21 protein-coding genes, 2 tRNA genes and 1 riboswitch are annotated in these 16,544 nt (G+C 52.1%); of the genes, 12 read left to right on the top strand and 11 right to left on the bottom strand.

The genetic code is table 11. The features are described from left to right. Positions 1 to 34: 34 nt before the first annotated feature. From VIN76_RS01795 to VIN76_RS01780, 4 genes are all read left to right on the top strand, one after another. The gene (locus VIN76_RS01795) at positions 35 to 844 is read left to right on the top strand and encodes a tryptophan 2,3-dioxygenase (RefSeq protein ID WP_332040105.1); all 810 of its coding nucleotides are present in this window, start codon (positions 35 to 37) and stop codon (positions 842 to 844) included. Then, on the top strand, positions 841 to 1,962 hold the full coding sequence (locus VIN76_RS01790) for an aminotransferase class V-fold PLP-dependent enzyme (protein ID WP_332040104.1): 1,122 nt from the start codon (positions 841 to 843) through the stop codon (positions 1,960 to 1,962). Before VIN76_RS01795 ends, VIN76_RS01790 begins: the two co-directional genes overlap by 4 nt. Before the next feature lie 120 nt (positions 1,963 to 2,082). Continuing rightward, on the top strand, positions 2,083 to 2,271 hold the full coding sequence (locus VIN76_RS01785) for a DUF3008 family protein (protein ID WP_332040103.1): 189 nt from the start codon (positions 2,083 to 2,085) through the stop codon (positions 2,269 to 2,271). Positions 2,272 to 2,397: 126 nt separating this feature from the next. Then, a complete protein-coding gene (locus tag VIN76_RS01780) occupies positions 2,398 to 2,595 on the top strand; it encodes a CsbD family protein (RefSeq protein ID WP_332040102.1) in 198 nt (65 codons plus the stop codon). Positions 2,596 to 2,784: 189 nt separating this feature from the next. Here VIN76_RS01780 and VIN76_RS01775 read toward each other — a convergent pair whose 3' ends face one another. From VIN76_RS01775 to VIN76_RS01765, 3 genes are all read right to left on the bottom strand, one after another. After that, a complete protein-coding gene (locus tag VIN76_RS01775; protein ID WP_332040101.1) occupies positions 2,785 to 3,756 on the bottom strand; it encodes a hypothetical protein in 972 nt (323 codons plus the stop codon). Between the two features lie 93 nt (positions 3,757 to 3,849). Further along, positions 3,850 to 5,532, bottom strand: coding sequence for an FAD-binding protein (locus VIN76_RS01770; protein WP_332040100.1), 1,683 nt, complete (start codon positions 5,530 to 5,532; stop codon positions 3,850 to 3,852). A gap of 236 nt (positions 5,533 to 5,768) precedes the next feature. Then, the gene (locus VIN76_RS01765) at positions 5,769 to 6,233 is read right to left on the bottom strand and encodes a protein tyrosine phosphatase family protein (RefSeq protein ID WP_332040099.1); all 465 of its coding nucleotides are present in this window, start codon (positions 6,231 to 6,233) and stop codon (positions 5,769 to 5,771) included. Between the two features lie 42 nt (positions 6,234 to 6,275). Then, positions 6,276 to 6,355: riboswitch (ZMP/ZTP riboswitch) on the bottom strand. Positions 6,356 to 6,529: 174 nt separating this feature from the next. On the opposite strand from VIN76_RS01765, the gene VIN76_RS01760 reads away from it, so the two are divergent. From VIN76_RS01760 to arsB, 4 genes are read left to right on the top strand one after another with little or no spacing between them, the layout of a single operon-like run. Beyond that, positions 6,530 to 6,859 carry a metalloregulator ArsR/SmtB family transcription factor gene (locus VIN76_RS01760; protein WP_332040098.1) on the top strand — a complete coding sequence of 110 codons (330 nt, stop codon included), beginning with the start codon at positions 6,530 to 6,532 and terminating at the stop codon, positions 6,857 to 6,859. Further along, a complete protein-coding gene (locus tag VIN76_RS01755; RefSeq protein ID WP_332040097.1) occupies positions 6,856 to 7,350 on the top strand; it encodes an ArsI/CadI family heavy metal resistance metalloenzyme in 495 nt (164 codons plus the stop codon). The genes VIN76_RS01760 and VIN76_RS01755 overlap by 4 nt, the downstream gene beginning before the upstream one ends. 5 nt (positions 7,351 to 7,355) lie before the next feature. Beyond that, positions 7,356 to 7,853 carry an arsenate reductase ArsC gene (locus tag VIN76_RS01750; protein ID WP_332040096.1) on the top strand — a complete coding sequence of 166 codons (498 nt, stop codon included), beginning with the start codon at positions 7,356 to 7,358 and terminating at the stop codon, positions 7,851 to 7,853. A gap of 40 nt (positions 7,854 to 7,893) precedes the next feature. Beyond that, positions 7,894 to 8,919 carry an ACR3 family arsenite efflux transporter gene (gene arsB / locus VIN76_RS01745; RefSeq protein ID WP_332040095.1) on the top strand — a complete coding sequence of 342 codons (1,026 nt, stop codon included), beginning with the start codon at positions 7,894 to 7,896 and terminating at the stop codon, positions 8,917 to 8,919. A 119-nt stretch (positions 8,920 to 9,038) separates the two neighbouring features. Here the strand turns inward: arsB and VIN76_RS01740 are convergent, their stop codons facing one another. Both VIN76_RS01740 and VIN76_RS01735 read right to left on the bottom strand, forming a co-directional pair. Next, entirely contained in the window at positions 9,039 to 9,383 is a 345-nt protein-coding gene (locus VIN76_RS01740; RefSeq protein ID WP_332040094.1) for a hypothetical protein, read from the bottom strand. 507 nt (positions 9,384 to 9,890) lie between these two features. Further along, positions 9,891 to 9,967 (bottom strand) — tRNA-Met (locus VIN76_RS01735). A gap of 213 nt (positions 9,968 to 10,180) precedes the next feature. Here VIN76_RS01735 and VIN76_RS01730 point away from each other — a divergent pair. Next, positions 10,181 to 11,416, top strand: a complete 1,236-nt coding sequence (locus VIN76_RS01730; RefSeq protein ID WP_332040093.1) for an NAD(P)/FAD-dependent oxidoreductase — start codon at positions 10,181 to 10,183, stop codon at positions 11,414 to 11,416. On the opposite strand, the gene VIN76_RS01725 is transcribed toward VIN76_RS01730, so the two are convergent. Both VIN76_RS01725 and VIN76_RS01720 read right to left on the bottom strand, forming a co-directional pair. Beyond that, the gene (locus VIN76_RS01725; protein WP_332040092.1) at positions 11,394 to 11,927 is read right to left on the bottom strand and encodes a 2'-5' RNA ligase family protein; all 534 of its coding nucleotides are present in this window, start codon (positions 11,925 to 11,927) and stop codon (positions 11,394 to 11,396) included. The genes VIN76_RS01730 and VIN76_RS01725 overlap by 23 nt on opposite strands. Positions 11,928 to 12,039: 112 nt before the next feature. Then, positions 12,040 to 12,588, bottom strand: a complete 549-nt coding sequence (locus VIN76_RS01720) for a peroxiredoxin (RefSeq protein ID WP_332040091.1) — start codon at positions 12,586 to 12,588, stop codon at positions 12,040 to 12,042. A 212-nt stretch (positions 12,589 to 12,800) separates the two neighbouring features. On the opposite strand from VIN76_RS01720, the gene VIN76_RS01715 reads away from it, so the two are divergent. Then, positions 12,801 to 13,232 (top strand): hypothetical protein, encoded by a 432-nt coding sequence (locus VIN76_RS01715; RefSeq protein WP_332040090.1) that lies wholly within the window; start codon positions 12,801 to 12,803, stop codon positions 13,230 to 13,232. Between the two features lie 22 nt (positions 13,233 to 13,254). Here VIN76_RS01715 and VIN76_RS01710 read toward each other — a convergent pair whose 3' ends face one another. Next, on the bottom strand, positions 13,255 to 13,986 hold the full coding sequence (locus VIN76_RS01710; RefSeq protein WP_332040089.1) for a queuosine precursor transporter: 732 nt from the start codon (positions 13,984 to 13,986) through the stop codon (positions 13,255 to 13,257). 181 nt (positions 13,987 to 14,167) lie between these two features. On the opposite strand from VIN76_RS01710, the gene VIN76_RS01705 reads away from it, so the two are divergent. Beyond that, a tRNA-Arg gene (locus VIN76_RS01705) sits at positions 14,168 to 14,244 on the top strand. A 10-nt stretch (positions 14,245 to 14,254) separates the two neighbouring features. Here the strand turns inward: VIN76_RS01705 and VIN76_RS01700 are convergent. Further along, positions 14,255 to 15,070, bottom strand: a complete 816-nt coding sequence (locus VIN76_RS01700) for an NUDIX domain-containing protein (protein WP_332040088.1) — start codon at positions 15,068 to 15,070, stop codon at positions 14,255 to 14,257. A 129-nt stretch (positions 15,071 to 15,199) separates the two neighbouring features. On the opposite strand from VIN76_RS01700, the gene VIN76_RS01695 reads away from it, so the two are divergent. Then, positions 15,200 to 15,787, top strand: coding sequence for a DUF4126 domain-containing protein (locus tag VIN76_RS01695; protein ID WP_332040087.1), 588 nt, complete (start codon positions 15,200 to 15,202; stop codon positions 15,785 to 15,787). Here VIN76_RS01695 and VIN76_RS01690 read toward each other — a convergent pair. Beyond that, positions 15,784 to 16,167 (bottom strand): flagellar export chaperone FliS, encoded by a 384-nt coding sequence (locus VIN76_RS01690; RefSeq protein WP_332040086.1) that lies wholly within the window; start codon positions 16,165 to 16,167, stop codon positions 15,784 to 15,786. The genes VIN76_RS01695 and VIN76_RS01690 overlap by 4 nt on opposite strands. Before the next feature lie 21 nt (positions 16,168 to 16,188). Continuing rightward, positions 16,189 to 16,544: flagellar filament capping protein FliD (gene fliD, locus VIN76_RS01685; protein ID WP_332040085.1), on the bottom strand; the 356-nt coding region annotated here is incomplete at its 5' end.

The raw sequence follows: 16,544 nt of genomic DNA, 5'->3' as shown, positions 1-16,544 counted from the left end.
TTCCCATTGCTCCCCATCAACGTTACATTCCGGCATGACCCAAAAACCGGACTCCACCACGAAAGTCACGTACGCAAGTTATCTTGCGCTTGATACCCTGCTTTCGGCCCAGCACCCTCAATCGGATCAGGATGATGAAATGCTGTTCATCATCATCCACCAGACAAAAGAGCTGTGGCTGAAACAGATCATAATCGAGCTCCATCTGGCAATATCCCAAATCGCAAGTGATGCGCTGGTCCCTGCTTACAAGGCGCTGGCGCGGGTCAGCCGGATACAGGCTGTCATGACGCTGAGCTGGGATATACTTTCCACCATGACGCCAAGCGATTACAGCCGGTTCAGGCATGTGCTCGGCTCCAGTTCGGGGTTCCAGTCCGACCAGTTCCGCACGGTTGAATATCTTTTGGGACTAAAGGACAAATCATTTCTGAAATATCAGGATGACCGCCCCGAAGCGCAGGCCGTTATGAAGGAAGCATTGGCAGCACCCAGCATCTGGGACCATGCCATCGCTGCCTTGGCGCGTGCCGGATTTGACATTCCTCCCAGCATATTGGAACGCGATTTCAGCCAGCCTCACACCCCATCGCCAGAGGTCGAAGCGGCCTTCCTGACGGTATATCGGGAGCCCGAACGCTATTGGGAGCTATATCAACTCGGCGAAAAGTTGGTCGATCTGGATGATGCGATGGCGACTTGGCGGCACAAACATGTGTTGACCGTGGAGCGCATTATCGGCGGCAAAATGGGAACGGGCGGAACGCCGGGCGTGTCTTATCTGCAATCGACGGTCCCCAAGCGTGCCTTCCCCGAACTATGGTCGCTTCGCACCGCCCTATGAACTGGAAGCCGCTCTTTTCCAAAGCGCTGGCCTCCAATCCCAATCGGCTGCACTTTGCCGCCCACAGCCACCATTTATGGCCCGATGCCGCTTATGAAGGGCATATCGCGGCTGCACAGGATGCACTGGAACTGGCCGACCGGAAATGGGACAGGATCATGGGGCCACTTTGGGCGGAGGCACAGGGGCATATTGCCTCAATACTCAACCTGCCAAGTCCGCAGTCGACCGCATTTTCGTCTAATACGCATGACTTCCTGATCCGTATCATGTCCGCTATCCCGGTCCGTCCAGTGCGCGTGCTGACCACGGATAGCGAGTTTCACAGCTTTCGCAGGCAGATGGACCGCTGGGCCGAAAGCGGCACCGCAATTGTGGAGGCTGTAGCACCGGATAGGTTGGTTGAAAGGGCGCAGTCCGGAAATCATGACCTGATCTTTGCAAGTCATGTATTGTTCAACTCCGGCACAGTCCTGAATGGTATAGAGCAACTGGCCGCGCTCGCCCGACCGGAAGGACCGTGGGTGGTTATCGACGGCTATCACGGCTTCATGGCGATCGATACCGATCTTTCCGCCGTAGCAGGGAGTATATTCTATGTCGCTGGCGGCTATAAATATGCGATGTCAGGTGAAGGAATATGCTTCCTGCACGCACCGCCCGGCTATGCGCCAAGGCCAGAGATAACCGGGTGGTTTGCCGCTTTTGATGACCTGTCGTTGCCACCGGGACAAGTCGGTTATGCTCCAGATGGCCGCAGGTTTCTGGGCAGCACGTTTGAACCGTCTGGCTTATACCGCTTCAACGCCGTGCAAAATATGCTGTCCGAAGCACAGCTGTCTATCAGCCTGATTTCCGGGCATGTCGCAATGTTGCAGCAGCAATTTCTGCGGCACGATCCGCTACCGGACATGCGCCTGCTAAACCCGCTGGACGGAAAACCGCACGCCCGCTTTCTGGCGTTTCAAGGCAGTAATGCTTCATCAATGCATGACGCCCTTAACGCACGTAATATTATCACCGATGTACGCGGAGATATACTGCGGATCGGTTTTGCGGCCTATCATGATGAGAGCGATGTTGAGCGGTTGACCGAGGCTATCAGGGAAAGCGCATAGATTTCGAGCACTGCCTTTGGCTGCGGAGCACGTTCCCCAGCCAGAGGAAAATTTAAAAAATCTGCATCCAAAACCAGTTTTCCGTGTTGGCTCTTTGTCCAACATATCAGGAGACTGACCATGCCAGCCAAATCAAAGGCCCAACAGAAAGCAGCAGGAGCCGCGCTGTCAGCGAAGCGCGGGGAAACTAAAGTCGGCGAATTGCAAGGCGCAGCCAAAGACATGTATGACAGCATGTCCGAAAAGGAGTTGGAAGATTTTGCCAGCACCGATCATGACGACCTGCCTGACAAAGTTGATGACGATTGAGCAACACGCCGTCGATAAACAAGCACGGACCAGCTTAACCCACGAAAAATAAGCCCGCTGGCCGGGAACCAAAACAGGGTGTGAACCATTGTAATAGTACCCCCAACATAAAATGGAGACGAAAAAATGAACAAGAATACCATCAAAGGAAACTGGGAACAGGTCAAAGGTAATGTTCAGAAGCAATGGGGCGAGCTAACGAATGACGAGCTTGACCAGATTGAAGGTAACCGCAAAATTCTGGCCGGGAAAATTCAGGAAAAATACGGCCGAACTGAAGAAGCTGCAGAACGCGAAATAGACGAATTTGAACGTTCTTATTGATCGCGAACAGCTTTGCCAAATACTGATCCGTTAAAAAGCACTGTGCCTCCCTCCCCCCTATGCCCCTGCATGGTGCTACATTAACCGGTCAGCAAAGAGGTCCGGCCAGTTAATCTGGTCGGGCCTTTTCAGTTTTTAGCTTTTTGAAACGGGTGTTTTTTGAAACGGAGACGCAAATATACGGTTGGATTACCCGCATTTCACCCTGGCTACATCGTCATTGCTGGTTAGCGTCTTGCCATCGGCGGATAGAGTGTAGCTCGTCGTACGAGTCCAGTTTTCCCCCTCCCCGGTATAATCGGCAGTAACCGTAATGCGTCGGCCGCTTTTCTGCACAGACTTCACGATCGCCTGACTTTCCCAGAACTCCAGCTTTTCCGCACCGATCCGGAGCGTCATCGTGTCAGCATCACTCCTGCATAAATCTGTGCTTTTCGCCCATCTACCGTGGAATTCGGGCGGAATATTGGCTTCACCGGTTTCTCCGCTACCGCTTTTAGCCTCCCGGACAACTCCGCGGGGCTGCAAATCGCTGTCGATGATTTCCCATGGCATGTCCTTGTCCCCGCTCCGGGCAAGAATGAAGGAGCCAATCATATTATAAGGCTCATTATTCGAATTTTTCAGTCGGCCATATAACTGCACCGGAACGCGTGCGGTTTCAGGCCCGCTGACCTCACTTCCGGCGATTTCCGGTCCACCGGTTTCAGGGCGACCGATCTGCATATTGATGGTCAGATATTTGTCATAAGCCCCCGCAAATTTTGCTTTGGTCAGCCCGCTTGCTCCGCCTTCATCACCCCATAGGGCATAAGCAGTCTCGTAATCTTTGCTCTCTAGTGCAAGCGCATATTTTTCCAGCGTCAATCCAGCGCCGCGAATGCTCGCAGGGTCTATCGGGCTTTCATCCAGCGGCCTGCGGTCATCAGGAAGTCCGCCCGATTCCCCCGGCTTCGGCGGTATTAGCGCCGGGAGGCTTGACCCAGCTGCCAGAGCCGGAGTCACCTTATCTCCATTGGCTTTGTCGGCATTGGACAGGTCGTTCAAAGCGGCTTCATTCTGCGCTTCTCGATTATATGAACCCTCCGTCCTTTGCTCACAAGAGGAAAGCAGGGTTAGCGCCAACAGGCTGGCAGACAGATATCGAACGGAATGCGGCATGATGATTTGCCTCTCAACACTCTACAACACTGCCCCGTCGGAATAATACGCAGAAAACCACCCAAGGTTCCAGATAAGCTATGGCATCAACTATTACTGATCCGTTTGCACCGCTGCGTTCTTGGCGGCGATATAGCCATAGGTCATGCCCGCACCGATTGTACCGCCAGCGCCCGGATAATAATTACCGACCACACAAGCCGAACTGTTGCCCGCTGCATAGAGTCCGGGAATGACCGTACTGTCTTCACGCAGCACTTGCGCATGCTCGTTAGTCAGCAGTCCGCCCTTTGTGCCCAAGTCGCCCGCTTGAACCTCAATGGCATAAAAGGGTCCCTTTGCCACAGGGCCAAGGCAAGGATTCGGCTTGTTCGCCGGATCACCTGCATAGCGGTCAAACGCGCTGTCACCCTTGTGGAAATCCTCGTCCTGTCCAGCTGTGGCCATGGCGTTAAACCGTTCTACGGTCTGCTTCAGCCCAGCCGGATCGATACCTGCCTGGGCAGCCAAGTCTTCCAGCGTATCCGCACGTTTGATGTAACCCGACTTTATAAAGCGCTCCGGTGTCATTCCGGGCAGCATGGTACCCATTGTGTATCTGCTGCGATATTCATGATCGAACACCATGAACGCAGGAGGCGCGTCATTCTCATATATCTCTCGGCCCAGCTCGTTATAGGGCTTTGCCTCATTGGCAAAGCGCTGACCGCGCGAATTGACGATAAGGAAATGCGGCAAACCTCGCTCGAACACGTGAATAGTGGGGACCTGCGCGCCCGGTTCAACCGAGGACGGCATCCACCACATGTCGTCCATCAAATCAAGCGCGGCACCGACCGAAAGACCGGCATTGATCCCGTCGCCCATATTACCGGGAGAACCAGAGGTGTAGGCAGCCGATGTCCATGTATCGGCGGCCTTTGGACCAAAATATTCCTTCCGCATGGATGAATTATGCTCGAAACCACCGGCCGCGATAATGACCCCCCGGCGCGCTCGAATCATAAGCTCCTTACCCCCCTGCGAGACACGCGCACCAACAACCTTTCCATCCTTGACCAACAGTTCTTCCAGGCTGGTTTCCAGCCACAGCGGGACACCCTTTTCCTGGAGTGTATAGCGCAACCGTGCAACCAAAGCGGCGCCGCTTGACATGTGCTGACGAGAGGCAATCTTGTTCCACAAATTGCGCGGGAACATCTTCCAGACATCAAGCAGTCCCTTCGGATTTGACTTGAAGAACGCCAGACGCCGCAGTTCCTTGACCGAACCGACAATGCCGCCGGGGATTTCCATGCCCCGCTTGCGAAGGTTCGCAAAGTCCTTGAGCTTACGTCCTGAAAATACCTTGGGATCAATAGAGCGACCGCCCTTGCAACCGCCAGGCGTTTCTGGACGATAGTCGGGAAAATCCTCCATCATCTGGAACTGCACCGCGCTGTTGGCCTGCATATAGTCAACCATCTCCGGACCATGGTCGACAAGCTTTTCCAGCTTACCTGGCGCAACCCGGTTACCGACATTGTGCTTGAGATAGGTGAGCGCCTCGTCCCGCGAGTCCGGAATGCCGGCCGCTTTCATCAGCGGATTATTGGGAACCCAGGCCACCCCGCCAGAGAGCGCCGTCGTGCCGCCATAAAATTCAGTTTTTTCGATTATGAGGACATCAAGCCCCTCGGTCTTGCCTACGATGGCCGCGGTCATTCCTGCCGCGCCTGTCCCTACGACAAGAAGGTCCGCTTCATAATCCCACGCCGCGTTTGCAAAATCCGTCATACTTTCCTCTCTGTAATCAGGCAGTTTCCTGATTTAAACTAGACGAGCATTGGAGCGAAAAGCGTTCAGAAAACAATGAATTAGATTGTTGGTCTCAGCTTTAAGTCTCATGCTCAATGTTAATTTGTGACTTAGTTACGTGAAAGATGAGCCATTGGTTAGTCACATTTTAATTAGTCGCAATCGGGATTTTGTTCAGAATCAAGAGCATGTTTTGGTATTGCTTAGTGCCACTGCTAGAGAACGACCCCAACATCATCTGCGGCGGTATCACCGATGAAATTCTTCCACACACCGGAGGGCTTCCAGATTCTCTCCATTGTGGCTCGGGCTACAGGTTCAGACAAAGCTTTAACTTCACGGTTGTAACGATAAAAAAATGCTGAAACCCGGGCATTCACTATGCAATGGACATGCACTACATTCTCCCCAATCTCTTCCATAACGTCACAGAATTGCGCGAAATCATCCTCAGTGGGATCGCCGAAGTCTACAGGTATATGGATATAGGTCATGCCTAACGAATGGACGCTTGCGGCCTCGTCAGGCAGTGCCTTTTCGTGACTATGGAGCGCAAGGTTGATGATATGCGTCACACCAAGCGCTTTGATTTCAGCCAGTTGCTGTTCAGTCGGCTGACCAGAAGTCGTCGTACGATCATCAAGTCGAAGCCAGGCAAATATATGCGAAGGATCATTCATGGGCCATTTCCTCGATAAGGAATGTTGAGACTAAGACAAATGTCCAGTCGCCCAGGCGAGCGGCAATCATATTGCGCTTCCCGATGGTGATCCATCTTAATTCGCCAGTTACGCAATCCATTTTTAATATCATGATGTGGGACAAGTCACAAGATCAGCCTTGTAAAGGTAGCAGCGCCATCGCCAAGGGCCTGTAACCACTTACTTCGACTATTCGACAAATCTCAAAATATGTTTGACAAACGCTCTCATTAATTCGATAGATGTCGAAATATCAAATTAAGGTGAGTCTCAACATGGAAGCAAAGCAGGCAATCGATGCACTCGGGTCGCTCGCTCAGGAGCATAGACTCGCAATATTCCGTTTACTGGTTAAGACCGGCAAGGAAGGAATGGCTGCGGGCGCGATTGCCGAAAAGCTCGATGTACCTCCTAGTTCCCTGTCATTTCATCTGGCGCACCTCACCCGCGCTGGCCTGCTCTCGCAAGAGCGCCAGTCGCGCACCCTGATCTATCGCGCAAACTATGCGTCGATGAATGAACTTGTCGCTTATCTTCTCGAAAACTGCTGTGCGGGGGACGCCTGTGCAGTTGACCTTATCGCTACCCAAGGAGCTTGCAAATGAAACGGATGCACATTCATCTTTCTGTGGAAAATATTGAACAATCGATTGGCTTTTACACCAAGCTGTTCGGAGCCGAACCCAGCGTCGTAAAAAGTGACTATGCCAAATGGATGTTGGATGATCCCCGTGTCAATTTCGCGATGTCGAGCCATGAGGGTGCGAAGCGCGGTGTGGAGCATGTCGGTATTCAAGCCGAGAGCCATGATGAACTCGCGCAGGTCTATGGACGTATTAAAGAGGCTGGCGGTGCGATATTTGATGAAGGCGCTACAACTTGTTGTTACGCCCAATCGGAAAAGAACTGGACAGCCGACCCTGATGGCTTGGCGTGGGAGGCATTCCTCACCCATGGCGATGTGACCGAATATGGCAACCGCGTCGATCTCGACCAGCTTGCATCCGGCAATGCTGCCGAAAACGCTTGCTGCACGCCCGCTATGGCGCCAACTGCAGTTGATGAAAACGCTGATAACAAGCCGTGCTGCGGGTGACGGCGATGACAGACAAGACTTATAATGTGCTCTTCCTTTGCACAGGCAATTCGGCTCGCTCTATTCTGGGTGAAGCCCTTCTCAACCGCGATGGTGACGGCCGCTTCAAAGCCTATAGTGCGGGCAGTCATCCCAATGGCAAAGTCCATCCGATGGCTCTGAATATCCTAGACGGGATGGGGTTTGAGACAAAGGATTTACGTTCAAAAAGCTGGGACGAGTTTGCCGTACCCGGTGCTCCGAAGATGGACTTCATCTTTACGGTATGTGATAATGCCGCTGGTGAAAGCTGCCCTGTGTGGCTCGGCCAGCCTATGACCGCACATTGGGGGATTGAAGACCCCGCCGCCGTTGAAGGCGAAGCACAGCGCGATGCATTTTTGACCGCACTGCGCTACCTTCGCAACCGGATATCCCTGTTTCTCAATCTGCCATTTGAAGCTCTCGACGAAATGAGCCTTTCCAACCGCCTCGATGCGATTGGGAAAACAGAAGCTCCGTAGTAACAGGCCCAATAAGCGGGCGTAATAAGCGAGAGATATAATGGGACTGTTTGAACGCTGGTTGTCACTTTGGGTTGCGATGGCAATAGGGGGAGGCATAGTCCTTGGTAACATCGCGCCCGACCTCATCACTGTTATTGCGGGTCTGGAATATGCGTCGGTCAATCTGGTCGTCGCCATTCTTATCTGGGCCATGATCTATCCCATGATGGTCGCGGTGGATTTCGGCTCGCTGCGCGAAATTGGAAGTAAGCCCAAGGGCCTTCTCATCACCATCACTGTAAACTGGCTCATCAAGCCTTTCACGATGGCGGCCCTTGCCGTTCTGTTTTTTGATTATCTCTATAGTGGGCTGATCCCGGCTGATGACGCGCAGCAGTATATCGCCGGACTTATTCTTCTGGGCGCTGCGCCATGCACGGCAATGGTGTTTATATGGTCGCAAATGACCAAAGGCGACGCGACTTACACGCTGGTGCAGGTGTCTGTGAACGACCTCATCATGGTCGTGGCCTATGCGCCGATCGTTGCACTTTTGCTCGGTGTCACGGATATCGCGATTCCGTGGGAGACTCTTCTTCTTTCCGTGATTCTTTATGTTGTGGTGCCACTGGCTGCGGGTGTCCTCACGCGCCAGCGCCTGTTATCCACGCACGGCGGAAATGCTGAAGCCATAGATATATTTACATCCCGATTGAAACCAGCCTCGGTAATCGGACTGCTGGCAACTGTAGTGCTGTTATTTGCATTTCAGGCGCAGACAATCATCTCAAGCCCGCTGCTCATCCTTCTGATCGCCATTCCGATCATTTTGCAATCCTACGGCATATTCATCCTAAGCTATGCTGCGGCCTGGGCCTGGAAAGTGCCCCACAAAATAGCCGCCCCTTGCGCGCTTATAGGCACGTCGAACTTCTTTGAACTAGCGGTCGCAGTAGCAATCGGCCTGTTTGGCCTGTCCAGCGGCGCTGCCCTGGCCACTGTAGTTGGCGTACTGGTCGAAGTCCCAGTCATGCTCTCGCTCGTGGCGATCGCAAACAGGACAAAGACGAAGTTTGCAGATTAGATAGACGAGATAAAACACTATCCTGAGCCAGAACGGATGTGTTGAACATCGGCTTATAGAAGCCGGTGTTCAACACTATCTTTCTATTGTATTTTATGGCGTAACCTGGAATGCTTCAATCAACTTACTGAAACTCCTTCACCCCATAAAAAATAGCTCGCAATTGCGAATAAGCTTAACAGCACAATCAAATAGAACCAGTTCTTCCAGGTGACACCGAGCTGTTTTTGGTTCTCCAGTTTGAACGCTTCCAAATTTTCTCTGATTGCGTCGTTGCATGTCAATAATGCGGTATCAATGACAGGTGCTTTAGTAAGAAAGTGCAAGATCTCCAATCTTTCCTGACCGGTGATATCCGGATATTTTTCCATCAGTCTTTCAATATATAAACGGTCAATGCCTTCCGCTTGAGAGGCGGAACTTGTTTTGAGTTGATTCATGTTATGCATTTCAATTTCGGCCACGATCAGGCAACTGCGAAAGCAGTTCCTTTTGTGATGTTGATACAAGGACTCCCTGGGAGTCCGTTCAATTTCTAGCTTGAAAAATGCACAGGAGGCGCGCGCGTCGGTATAGCATTATAGCCATTTCGGAACAGAATATGTTCGACGATAAACGCAGAGTAAAAATGATTGAAAGCGAGTTCAGGTAGCCCTCGGCTTAAGTAAACATAACTGAAGATCGAAGCTTTTGCGGCCGGGTCAGGACCTCCAGCATCTTGATAATTTCTGGAATTTTTAAAAGTTTGGGATGATTTTCCCAAGGCCGCGGTTATCGGGGCAGCCGCAGTAGTCAGATGAAACTCGCTCCCGGTGTTACTGGAGCCCGAAACATCCGGAACTGTAGAATGAAATAGAAACGAAAAACTGGCAGCAACCAGTAAGCAACGGAGCAGCAGCCCCATTACCCAATGTCGGTTATCCCGAAAATTACTGTCCGACTCTATCATTACCAAGCTTTATGCTTTTTTTTGGTAGCGGAGGAGGGACTCGAACCCCCGACACATGGATTATGATTCCACTGCTCTAACCACCTGAGCTACTCCGCCATAGATCCGGCCATTAGCGCGGATTATCAGCCTGTGCCACCAGTTTTTGATCACGACTAGAATCGCTCCAAAAAACCTTGGACCGCGGCGCTATAGGCATAGCATTCTGATCGGTCAACAAGTTGCAGATCATTTTCTGCTAATGCTTGCAACGCGGCTATAATAAGCGCTAACAAACCCGCCTTGCCGCAAGACAATGCAAAGGGGCTGAATGTGAATAAAAGTTATGACGTCTTAATTGTAGGAGCTGGCCATGCCGGAGCCCAGGCCGCTATTGCATTGAGGCAGCAGAAGTTTGACGGCACGATTGGCTTGCTGGGGAACGAGAAATATCCCCCATATGAGCGCCCCCCACTGTCAAAAGAATATCTGGCCGGCGAGAAACCGTTTGAGCGCATCATGCTGCGCCCGGAAAGCTTCTGGGCGGAACGGGAAATCGACCTTTTGACAGGCTGCCGCGTTGCGAAAGTCGATCCGGTGGGCAAAATGGTCACGTTGAGCACTGACGAAGAAATCGGCTATGGCAAACTGATCTGGGCCACAGGCGGATCGCCCCGTATGCTCAATTGTCCGGGTAGTCAGGCGCGCAATATTCATGCTGTTCGCTCCCGCGCCGATGTGGACAAAATCATGGCTGCGCTGCCTACTGTCGAAAAGGTTATTGTCGTTGGCGGCGGCTATATCGGGCTTGAGGCTGCTGCCGTGCTGACCAAGCTGGGCAAGAAAGTGACGGTTCTGGAATCGCTCGACCGCGTATTGTCGCGGGTTGCAGGCGAAACCCTGTCCCGCTTTTACGAAGAAGAGCATCGCCGACAGGGCGTCACGGTTGAACTTGAATCAACGGTTGAGGCATTTGAAACCAACGATTCCGGCATGGCAACGGGTGTAAAACTATCTGACGGACGCGTATTAGACGCAGATATGTTTATCGTTGGTATCGGGATTATTCCGGAAACCGGTCCGCTGGTTGCAGCCGGAGCAACCGCTGGCAACGGCGTTGATGTGGACCAGCACTGCCGCACCAGCCTGGACGGTATCTATGCCATTGGTGATTGTGCCGCGCATGGTAACCGCTTTGCTGGCGGCGCGCATATACGGCTCGAATCGGTTCAAAATGCCAATGATCAGGCAAAAGTTGCCGCTATGGATATCATGGGTGAGGATTGCAGCTATGATGCTGTTCCATGGTTCTGGTCTAACCAATATGACCTGAAATTGCAGACCGTGGGCCTTTCCACCGGCCATGATGAATATATCGTGCGCGGCGATCCGGACAGCCGGAAATTCACGATTGTCTATCTAAAAGACGGCAAGGTGATCGCGCTCGATTGTGTCAACACTACCAAGGATTATGTGCAGGGCCGCAAAGTCGTTGAGGCGGGTCTATGTCTTGATACCAGCCAGTTGGCGGATCCTGAAATCCCGATCAAGGAAATCGAGCAGGTTTAACCTCGGAACGGCCATTCGCCAATCGGCTGCCATGGGCCATCCATATAATATTGCAGCGCCAGCCCTTTGATCTGAAACGCTCTGGGTCAAAATCCTGTGCCAAAAGGGTCATCAGATCTTTCGCTTCCTTGGCAGACACTTTGTTTTGTACCGTTATATGCAGCCGGGGGACCTGCTGGTCCTGGGCGGTCAATAGTCCGTGAAATCTATCGGCCAATTCCATCCGCATCGCCAATAGCTCGGGCGAATGGAGCTGATAGCCCACCCCGCTGCCCAAGTGGATCAGACGTTGCAGCATTGTCTCTGGAGGAGCGTTATAACGGGTTATGTCAATCACAGCCTGTTTGATTTCATCCAGCGCCCGGGGCGGCAGATGATGAAACAGCGTGATATGCGCCGGAGCCATATTGCGTTCGGGCGGATAATAACGGCGGCGAAGACCGTCGGCCCAGGCAAAATCCTGTTTACCCATCATAGCCGTCATGATGATCGGTTTGTTTAACGTCGTCATAGGCCAACAACTATCGCCATAATGAAAAGGCCGCGAATGAATAATCACCCGCGGCCCATATAGTCTCTATTCAAAGGGTGTCCACATCAGGACAATCCCTACTTAACTACTATCAGTCTGGTTTTTTGTTGCTGCTTACGGATAGCCAGGCCAGCAAGTTTTCCGGAGACGTTTCACCATAAGGGTCATCGTCCAGACCTTCGTCGTTAATGCCTGGTTCTTCAAACCATCCGCTGATAACGCCGTCATCGACAATCATGGCATAGCGCCAGCTACGATCACCAAAGCCGAGGTGGTTTTTGCGGATAAGCATACCCATGCGCCGGGTAAAGTCACCGGAGCCGTCGGGAAGCAATTTGACCTTTTCAAGGCCAAGCGATTTGCCCCACTGATACATTACGAAAGCATCGTTGACCGAGATGCAATATACTTCATCAACGCCTTTTTCTTTGAATTCCTCATAAAGACGCTCGTAAGCAGGGCATTGCTCATTTGAACAGGTTGGCGTAAAAGCACCGGGCAAGGAGAACACTGCGATGCGCTTGCCGCTGAACAGTTCCTTGGTATCAACGTCCTGCCAGCGGAACGGATTCGGACCGTCCACACTTTCATCACGAACGCGGGTGCGGAGGGTTACTTGGGGGATGTTTCTACCGATCATTTTATACTCCATTTGTTTGGTGGCCTCCTTATAAGGCCTTATTATTTATTTATGAAATTGATTAATTTCATCGCAGATATCTAAAATTGCGATCAACTCAATCTTCGCGACGCGTTTGGTCAGCTATGGAAACGCATTCTGTTTTAGCATATAAGAACTTTGTATCTGCACGCAGATTTACAAGGCTTAATTTTAACCAAGGGGAGGGTCAGATGGAACAGGATGGACAACCACCGGTCTGGTTCTGGATCATTGCGATATTGGCCTTGCTATGGAATGGCCTCGGACTTGCCGCTTATGTTGCTGATATTACGATGAGCGCGGATGATTATGCGCAACTCACTTTGGAACAGCAGAAATTATATGCCAACCGCCCCTATTGGGCGAGTGCCGCTTTTGCCGTGGCTGTAATCGCGGGGTTTTTGGGATCTGTGATGCTATTGCTTCGAAAGCCGATCGCCGTGCGTTTGTTCCTGTTATCGCTAATCGCGGTGTTGATACAATTTGGCAGCTATTTCATCCTCGACGGTTATATGGATTATCTCAATCAAACCGGCTGGATCATGCCGATAACCATTCCGGTTGTTTCGCTCGCATTCTTTCTGTTTGCGCGCTGGGCAGAGAAAGACAGCTTACTTAAATAAACGCGCCCATATCCCGGTTATTTCAGACGGAGGTGCTGAACGGCGTGAAATTCGTGGACTCATCAAAAATATCCACGCCCTCGCGCCGCTTCAGCCAGCCGACCACTACATAGGTTACCGGAGTCAGCACAACTTCCCATGATACTTTGAGCAGCCAATTGGTGACCATGACCGTAAACACCGCAGCCGGTTCCCACACGCCCCAGAACGCCAGCGGATAGAAGATCAGGCTATCAACACCCTGCCCGACAACCGTGGAGCCTATTGTCCGCGACCACAGCATCTTGCCGTCTGTCCACACTTTCATCCGTGCCATGACATAGCTGTTCACAAACTCGCCCGCCCAAAAGGCCGCGATAGACGCCGCAACAATGCGTGGTACCTGTCCAAAGACACTTTCATAAGCTGATTGCCCTTCCCAACCGTCCGCAGGTGGTAGGGACACGACAACCCAGCTCATCAGCGCCATGAACAGCAAAGCGGCAAAGCCCGCCCAGATGACTCGCCGCGCACGGGCATAGCCATAAACTTCAGTCAGAATATCGCCAATAACATAGCCGAGCGGGAAAAATAATATCCCGGCACCGTAAACCCATTGCTCACCGCTGATTGTGATAAAGGTCGGCTTGGCTGCGCCGATAACATTGGACAGCAGCAAAACCGTGACAAAGGCCGCCATCACGAAATCAAAATAACGGAAACGGTGGCCTAACTGGCTACCGGAGGTGCTGCGCTGGACTGGATTGGTGTTCATCAAGCGACGTTACCCAATCTTCGCCAGGTTTCAATGGGATAACCAATTATCGGCTAAATCTTCCGTTGAATATCACAGGCGATTAGCATGGTTGACATTCCGCTCGTTCCTGTTTACCCGCGAAGCCGCAGAAAACTGCGATTAAGCAGGAGTTTCTCTAAAACAGGGATTTCTTGGATGCGCGCCCGTAGCTCAGCTGGATAGAGCGCGAGACTTCTAATCTTGAGGCCACAGGTTCGACTCCTGTCGGGCGCGCCAATCCTTCCCGCTATTTCTTAAAACCGCGCTGCACCGCTTCCATGGGTTCAGAGGTTATCGGATAACCGATCCCTTCCGGTATGCACAGATGGGCGATGTCTCCGCGCTTTTCGATCATCGGGGATACCAGGGTCACGGGGTGTTGGCGACTATGTTCCACCGCATCTGAAAAAGAAGAAAATTGAGCCAGCCGTTCCAGATTACGCTTGGTCGGGAAGATGATTTTGACTTGTCCGGCCTCTGACTTTTCCAATACGCCTTGTGCGCTGCTCCAGAACAGGTTGTAATTCTCCGTCTCGTCAACAGTTGCTTCGGCGGCGTGGTCGTCATGCTTGACCATATAAAAGCGCGTATCAAAAACCCGTTTTTCTGCAAAAGGCGGGCACCAGCGCGTGAACGGCACCAGCTTGCCCAGGTCCAACTGCCAATCAAACTGGCCACATATTTCGGACAATATCGTGCCTTCATGCAGCGCGGCGCGCGCCTCTACAACGCGGCGGACATCCAGATTGCCCTCCACAGCCACGGCAATACCTGTTTCTTCGATAGATTCGCGAATTGCGGCGATACGCGCGGCATATTCATCGACATCATCATGACCTAGTGTCCTGGCATAATCATAGTCGGCCTCATCCACCCGGCCACCCGGGAAAACCGCAGCGCCGGCAGCGAACGCCATTTTCGCCGAACGTTCAACCATCAACAGATCGGGTGCGGAATTGCCGGGCTGATCCCGGAAAATGACTAATGTAGAAGCGGGAATAGGTTTTGGCATCGGCTTTCCGGTCAGGATATCGGTGCTGTTTGGCTGTTGTTGCTTACTCATGACTCTATATGAACAGCAAGAGTCGGCAAAGTAAAGACATACAGCGTCCTTATCTAATTAACTGGTCGATTAATGCCGGTTATAGTTTGCGAATTGCCATCGTGACAGGATCGTGGCACTCTTCCATCCATGGGTATTGTCGAACTTCTCGGCTTGGCCGGCAGTATCAGCCTTTTATCAGGCTGGCGGCTCTATCTCACGGTTTTTGTTACCGGATTGGCCATGCGGCTGCAATGGATCAGCCTGCCTGAAAATCTGCAGATGCTGGATGCTCTTGCCAATCCGTGGGTATTGGGAATTAGCGCTATCGGCGCTCTGACAGAATTTTTCGCTGACAAGATATTGTGGCTCGACAGTATTTGGGACACCATCCACACGTTTATCCGTCCGCTGGGCGGGGCGCTGCTGGCTTTGGCGGTCGTTGATGCGGGTGATCCGGCCTGGCAGGTAATCATTTTTCTACTTGGCGGCGGCGCTGCTATGGCAAGCCATAGCGCGAAGGCTGGCGCGCGTGCGATGATCAATACCAGCCCCGAACCTGTCAGCAATGCCATTGTCTCAACCGGAGAAGATTTTGCCACAGCCGGATTACTTGTTCTTGCCCTCACCAACCCGGTCGCGGCGCTAATAATTGCCCTGCTGCTCTTCGCCCTTTGCATTTTCCTTATATATAAAGGCTACCACTTGTGGCGCAAAATCGTGTCGAGCGGGAACTAGCTCCTAATCTGTGACCAAGCGGAAAATATTTCAGAGATGATCCGTAAAGCAGCCCGGTTGTTTTCAATCCGGTTCTCGGGTTCCCTATCAGCTATAAGCTGGCGGACCTGACCGTAAAGCTGATGCAGGTTTTTTGACAAATCGCCGCCTTTTTCCATATCCAGACTGATCATCAAAGAATCGACTATGGTCAGTGCCATGGCCTGTTGATCGGCAATCCCGTGCTTTTCTCCGCGTGCATAAATCACATATATTTCGTCCAGCAAGTTGATCAGTTCTTCAAACATAATCGTGATTAGCTCGTGCGGGTCGGCATTCATGACCCGCGCCTCTTTTCCGGCAGTCGCATAGCCCGAATGTGCAAAACTCATATTATACATGCTATTTCTCCCATCAGAGGCTTAGTCATCGCCGCTATTCCAGATTGCGATTTGCTGGGTCAGGTAAGTTTGGGTTGCTTTTAGCAGGACCAGCTGGCGGTCCATGGTCGCAAAACTGCGCTGCAACTGCGCCTCATACCGATCGCTATCCGCATCCAGCTTTTCCCATGATTTCGCCAGATCTGTCTTGATCTGTTCCAGGCGTGCCTGCGATGATTTCAACGGGCCATTATCGCCCTGTAACCGGTCCCTTATCGTCTGTAACACACCCGCAATTCCAGGATTATTGTCATCGGTCACCAGCGGGTCGAGCATGTTCGACACTGCGTCGGCATCATTTTCCAGCACGGCATCAAGACGCTCGCGGTCAATGGAGA

The sequence above is a fragment of the Parasphingorhabdus sp. genome, from assembly GCF_036568145.1.
Lineage (GTDB): Bacteria > Pseudomonadota > Alphaproteobacteria > Sphingomonadales > Sphingomonadaceae > Parasphingorhabdus.
This window is presented reverse-complemented; position numbering and strand designations above follow the sequence as displayed.

Coding starts and splice junctions, on each gene's coding strand:
- VIN76_RS01695 (WP_332040087.1), top strand. CDS start 15,200: ATGGGTATTGTCGAACTTCTCGGCTTGGCCGGCAGTATCAGCCTTTTA.
- VIN76_RS01775 (WP_332040101.1), bottom strand. CDS start 3,756: ATGCCGCATTCCGTTCGATATCTGTCTGCCAGCCTGTTGGCGCTAACC.
- VIN76_RS01720 (WP_332040091.1), bottom strand. CDS start 12,588: ATGATCGGTAGAAACATCCCCCAAGTAACCCTCCGCACCCGCGTTCGT.
- VIN76_RS01715 (WP_332040090.1), top strand. CDS start 12,801: ATGGAACAGGATGGACAACCACCGGTCTGGTTCTGGATCATTGCGATA.
- VIN76_RS01790 (WP_332040104.1), top strand. CDS start 841: ATGAACTGGAAGCCGCTCTTTTCCAAAGCGCTGGCCTCCAATCCCAAT.
- VIN76_RS01690 (WP_332040086.1), bottom strand. CDS start 16,167: ATGTATAATATGAGTTTTGCACATTCGGGCTATGCGACTGCCGGAAAA.
- VIN76_RS01785 (WP_332040103.1), top strand. CDS start 2,083: ATGCCAGCCAAATCAAAGGCCCAACAGAAAGCAGCAGGAGCCGCGCTG.
- VIN76_RS01755 (WP_332040097.1), top strand. CDS start 6,856: ATGAAACGGATGCACATTCATCTTTCTGTGGAAAATATTGAACAATCG.
- VIN76_RS01750 (WP_332040096.1), top strand. CDS start 7,356: ATGACAGACAAGACTTATAATGTGCTCTTCCTTTGCACAGGCAATTCG.
- VIN76_RS01770 (WP_332040100.1), bottom strand. CDS start 5,532: ATGACGGATTTTGCAAACGCGGCGTGGGATTATGAAGCGGACCTTCTT.
- arsB (WP_332040095.1), top strand. CDS start 7,894: ATGGGACTGTTTGAACGCTGGTTGTCACTTTGGGTTGCGATGGCAATA.
- VIN76_RS01780 (WP_332040102.1), top strand. CDS start 2,398: ATGAACAAGAATACCATCAAAGGAAACTGGGAACAGGTCAAAGGTAAT.
- VIN76_RS01710 (WP_332040089.1), bottom strand. CDS start 13,986: ATGAACACCAATCCAGTCCAGCGCAGCACCTCCGGTAGCCAGTTAGGC.
- VIN76_RS01700 (WP_332040088.1), bottom strand. CDS start 15,070: ATGAGTAAGCAACAACAGCCAAACAGCACCGATATCCTGACCGGAAAG.
- VIN76_RS01725 (WP_332040092.1), bottom strand. CDS start 11,927: ATGACGACGTTAAACAAACCGATCATCATGACGGCTATGATGGGTAAA.
- VIN76_RS01795 (WP_332040105.1), top strand. CDS start 35: ATGACCCAAAAACCGGACTCCACCACGAAAGTCACGTACGCAAGTTAT.
- VIN76_RS01760 (WP_332040098.1), top strand. CDS start 6,530: ATGGAAGCAAAGCAGGCAATCGATGCACTCGGGTCGCTCGCTCAGGAG.
- VIN76_RS01765 (WP_332040099.1), bottom strand. CDS start 6,233: ATGAATGATCCTTCGCATATATTTGCCTGGCTTCGACTTGATGATCGT.